The 4,886-nt window shown below is 69.7% G+C and carries 3 protein-coding genes and 1 pseudogene; all 4 read left to right on the top strand.

Going from position 1 to position 4,886, the window contains the following annotated elements:
- On the top strand, positions 1-1,821 hold a 1,821-nt coding region (gene murJ, locus U9980_RS13950), incomplete at its 5' end, for a murein biosynthesis integral membrane protein MurJ (protein ID WP_322768305.1).
- Positions 1,822-2,058: 237 nt separating this feature from the next.
- Positions 2,059-3,861: a protein kinase family protein gene (locus U9980_RS13945; RefSeq protein WP_322768304.1), complete on the top strand. Its 1,803-nt coding sequence runs from the start codon at positions 2,059-2,061 to the stop codon at positions 3,859-3,861.
- 33 nt (positions 3,862-3,894) lie between these two features.
- Complete coding sequence (gene sigM / locus U9980_RS13940; RefSeq protein WP_322768303.1) at positions 3,895-4,656, top strand: RNA polymerase sigma factor SigM; 762 nt, start codon at positions 3,895-3,897, stop codon at positions 4,654-4,656.
- A pseudogene (locus U9980_RS13935) lies at positions 4,650-4,886 on the top strand (hypothetical protein); the annotation flags it as partial. The gene sigM and the pseudogene U9980_RS13935, both read left to right, overlap by 7 nt.

The raw sequence follows: 4,886 nt of genomic DNA, 5'->3' as shown, positions 1-4,886 counted from the left end.
GACGGGACCAGGAAGCCGCCCGCCCGACATCGCAGACGATCCGACTTCGATCCCAGCGGGCCGACCACCCAGACGCCGGGACCCTTCGGTGCGCCACCAGCCGCGCCGCCAGCCCGGCCCCAGCACCTCACACCGCGCCAGGAAACACACCTGGGCGCGCCCCACCAGGTCCGGCCGGGACGGGGCCCGGCGACCGGCGGCCCGGCGAAGTCCGCCGGCCGCGGGGCGATGACCCTGGGTCGAGCCAGCGGCACGATGGCGATCGGCACGGTCGCGTCCCGGGCATCGGGTTTCCTGCGGACGGTGGCGATCGCGACGGCCATCGGCACGGGCGCGGCCGGGGACGCCTACAACGTCGCCAACACCACCCCGAACATCCTCTATGACCTGCTGATCGGCGGAGTGCTGTCCAGCGTCATCGTGCCGGTACTCGTCCGGGCCGCCAAGGACGACCCCGACCAGGGCGAGGCGTTCGCATCCTCGCTGCTCACCCTGGTGGTGCTGGCGCTCGGTGGGGCGGTGGTGGTCGCGATGGTGGCCGCCCCGCTCATCATCAACGCCTATCTGGCCGCCGGCGGCGCCGAGCGGGACCTCGCCGTCACGTTCCTGCGCTGGTTCCTGCCACAGGTGATCTTCTATGGCCTAGGCGCCACGATCGGGGCAATACTCAATGTGCGGCAGTCGTTCGCCGCACCGATGTTCGCGCCCGTACTCAACAACCTGATCGTGATCGCCACCTGCATGGCGTTCATCTTCGTGCCCGGCCCCAGGCCGCCCACCGTCGGCGGGATCAGCAATGCCCAGATCACGGTGCTGGCTGGCGGCACGACCCTCGGCGTGGTGGTCATGACATTCGCCCTGCTGCCGTCGCTGCGTGCGGTCGGGTTCCGCTACCGGCCGCGGCTGGACCTGTCCCACCCCGGGCTGCGCCAGGCGGTGCGGCTGGCCGGCTGGACGCTGCTCTACGTGGCGGTCAGCCAGGTCGGGTACCTGGTCATCGTGCGGCTGTCCAGCTCCGCGACGGCGTACACCATCTACACGTACGGATATCAGATCTTCCAGCTACCCTACGCGATCATCGCCGTATCGGTGATCACTGCGCTGTTGCCGCGGATGAGCGCACACGCCGCCGACAACCGGCGCGACCTCGTCCGCCAGGATCTCTCGACCGGGATGCGCCTGGCCGGCGTCGTGATCGTGCCGGCAGCACTCACGTTGCTGGCGCTGGGTCGCCCGATCGCGGTCACGGTCTTCGACCACGGCGCCGTGAACTACGCCGGCGCCCTGCGGATCGGCGACACCCTTGCCGCCTTCGCCGTCGCCCTGGTGCCGTTCTCGCTGTTCCAGGTGCAGCTGCGGGCCTTCTACGCCCACCAGGACAGCCGCACACCCGCACTGATCAACATAGGTGTCGTGGCTACAAATATCATCTGCGCGGTCGCGCTGAGCTCATTGCTGCCCGACAGGCAGCGGTCGGTCGCGCTGGCACTGGCCTTTGCCGCCTCCTACCTGGTAGGTGTCGCAGCCTCGTCAACACTGTTGCAGGCTCGCCTCGGCGGCATCGACGGCGGACGGATCGCTCGCATGCTCACTCAGGTGACCATCGCCGGCGGCCTGAGCGCGGTGGTGGCAGCAGCCGTCGCCTCGGGAGTGCGTATGATCATTGGTTCGGGCTGGGTCGGTTCCGGCGTGAGCGTGCTCCTCGCCTGCACGGTTGGCATTATAATATATCTTACGACTATTATTCGGATGCGACTGGCGGAGATGGCGGCGCTTGTCACGACTGTACGTAGCCGGTTCGGTTCCCGATCTGCGCACTGATTCCAATCGCAACCGGTGCAATCACCGATCGGCAGGCCCGGGGCTCGTACACTGAACAAGCTGCATCCGGCTACGACAGCCGGGCGCGTCGGTGATGACGGAGGCACAGTGGTCGACGGGCACAACCGACCGCCGCTGGCTGACGTCAATGAAGATGTGACGAGCAGCGCAACCCGCCGGGCCGACACCATGGCGGCACCCGGGTCCCACTCTCCGTCTGCGGATGAGACGGGCCCGATGCCGCCGCCGGGGCCTGACACGCTTCCGGTGAAGACCACGCTGGACGGCCGATACCAACTACTTTCAGTCATGCACGCGCGTGGTCCGGTCACCCTGTGGCGCGGCGACGACCGCATCCTCGCCCGCCCCGTCGCCGTCCGCGTGGTGCAGCGCTTCAGCCCGGACGCGCACGACTCCGCGGCGGCGGCGCATGATCGCGCCGCCGAGATGCTGTTGTCCGCAGCCATCGCCTCCGGCCGGCTGGTTCACCCGGGCGCGGCATCGACCTATGACGCAACCTCGACCACCACCGGCGCCGGTCCGGTGTCCTACGTGGTGAGTGAATGGGTGGAGGGCACCTCCCTGCAGGCGTTGTCCGCCGAGGGCCCGCTGCGGCCGGACCAGGCCGCGACCGTGATGCTGGCCGTCGCGCGGGTGCTCGCCGCCGCCCACGAGCGCGGCATCCACCACGGCGACCTGCGGCCCAGCGACGTCATCATCTCGCACCACGGCATGGTCAAGGTGGTCGACCTCGGTACCGGCTCGGTCGTCGCCGCCCTGGAGAAAGGCGCGCACAGCCAGGCTGAACCATGGGCCGACTCCACCAACCTGGCCGCCGACGACGTCCGGGCGATGGGTGGTCTGCTGTATTCGGCGCTGACCGGACGGTGGCCGCTGGACCGCGAGTGCGGGCTACCCACAGCGCCGCCGACCAGCGACGGACGGGCGTGTTCACCCCGCCAGGTGCGGGCGGGCGTACCCCGAAACCTCGACGCGCTCACCCTCGCCACGCTCGGGGATGACCGGGCGCACCGCCCGCCGATCGCATCCGCCGCGGAGCTCGCCGAAGCCCTCGAGGAGATCGCGCCGCCCGAGGGCACCCTCGACCTCGGGCGGGTCCGCATCGACGACGAGCCGCCGATGACCCGCGCCATGGCCTCAGGGTCCCCGTCCACCGAGTACGCCGCCACCGGGCACCCGGTGGACGATGGACGGCAGGGTCCGGCCGGGCAGAACCCCGGCCCGAACGGTGGTTACCCCAGGGGTGGCGGCTCGCGCGGCGGCAGTGCGGGAGACGCCTACCCGGTCAGCGCCGGCTATCCCGCCAACAGCGGCTATCCCAACGGCGGGCTGGAACGGTTGCCGACACAGCAGCGCGCCGCATCCCGGCGACGCGGTGCCAAAGGCTCTCCGTACTCCAAGGGGACCTCATGGTCGCCACGCCGCATCCTGGCGATCGTGGTTGCGCTTGTGGTCGCCGTAACCCTCGTCGTCGTCGCGATGACCATGCTGAACCGCGCTCCACAGAAGAAGATCACGACCGCGCCGACACCGACCGCGTCAGCGACCACGGCGGTGGGTGTCGTTCTCAAGCCCACCGTCGCGGCGTTCGACCCCCAGGGATCGGACGGCGACGAGAACAACAGCGATGCGCCGAAGGCGATCGATGGGAATCCAGCCACGTCCTGGACGACGAGTGGCTATAACAACACCGACGGCAGGCAGTTCGGCGGGCTGCCCAAGAGCGGGGTAGGTCTCCGGCTGGACTTTGGCCAGCCCGTCATCGTCCGCGACATGACGATCACATTTGGCGGTGGTCCAACCTCGTTTGAGCTACGGGCCGGTGATGCAGCGGTCAACGACATAAACGGCTACCCGGTTGTCGTCTCCGAGGCCGCTGCCCCAGCCGGCACAGCTACCACCGTGTCGGTCCCGGCGACAGCCGCCCACCAGTACTGGGTCGTGTGGCTGACCAAGCTGCCGACGGCTTCAGACGGGCGCTTCAAGGGTTCGATCGTCGACGTGTCCTTCCACTCGTAGGGCCACGGTCCCCCGCCCCCGGGCCGTCGTCCGATGTCCACATCCGAACCGTCCACGTCCGAACCGCCCGCGGGTGAACCGCCCGCGGGTGAACCGCCCGCGGGTGAACCGCCCGCGGGTGAACCGCCCGCAGGTGCGGTCGGCGACGCTGCGCTCTCCCCTGCGCCAGAACAGGCCGAACAGGACCGGGACCTGCTCCGCCGGCACCTCGACGGCGACCCGGACGCGTTCGCCGCGCTGGTTCGGGCCCACGGCAACCGCATGTGGACGGTGGCGGTCGGCATGCTGCGCGACCGCGAGGACGCCGCTGACACCGTCCAGGAGGCCATGCTCTGCGCCTACCGCGGTGCCGCGACATTCCGGGGTGAGGCGTCGGTGGCTACCTGGCTGCACCGCATCGTGGTCAACGCCTGCCTGGACCGGCTGCGTCGCCGGGCGGCTCGACCACAGGTTCGGCTGCCCACAGACGGCGAAGGCGAACTGGCCGAACCGCGCGACGCCATGGCCGAGGGTGAGACCAGGCTCGCTGTCGACGCCGCACTCAGCCGGCTGCCCGAAGCGCTACGGCTGGCGGTGGTGCTGGTCGACGTCCTGGGGTATTCGGTCGCGGATGCGGCCGCACTGCTCGCCGTGCCGGTGGGCACAGTGAAAAGCCGGTGCGCGCGAGGACGCACAAAGCTGGCTGTAATGCTCGACTACCTGCGTCCTGGGAACCCTACGGCGCTCGATTCCGTCAGTCAGAGCAGGCACGTCAATGCATCCGACGCGGCCGGAGGAGGTGACCAGCGATGGTAGCTGATCAACATCCGGATGTTGAGCGCCTCGACGCCTATGCCGAGGGCGACCATTCGCCATCCGGCGTGGCCCTGCATGTCGGGGCCTGCCCGCAGTGCCGCGAAACCGTGACCGCACTGCGGCAGGTGCGTCGGGATCTCGCGGCGCTCGCGTCGGTGACGATGCCCGAGGATGTCGCCGAGAGGCTGCGCGCCGCCCTGATTTCGGAGCAGGACGGTCAGCACCGCAAT

This window comes from Protofrankia sp. Cr1, from assembly GCF_963555865.1.
In the GTDB taxonomy this organism is placed as follows: Bacteria; Actinomycetota; Actinomycetes; order Frankiales; family Frankiaceae; genus Protofrankia.
This window is presented reverse-complemented; position numbering and strand designations above follow the sequence as displayed.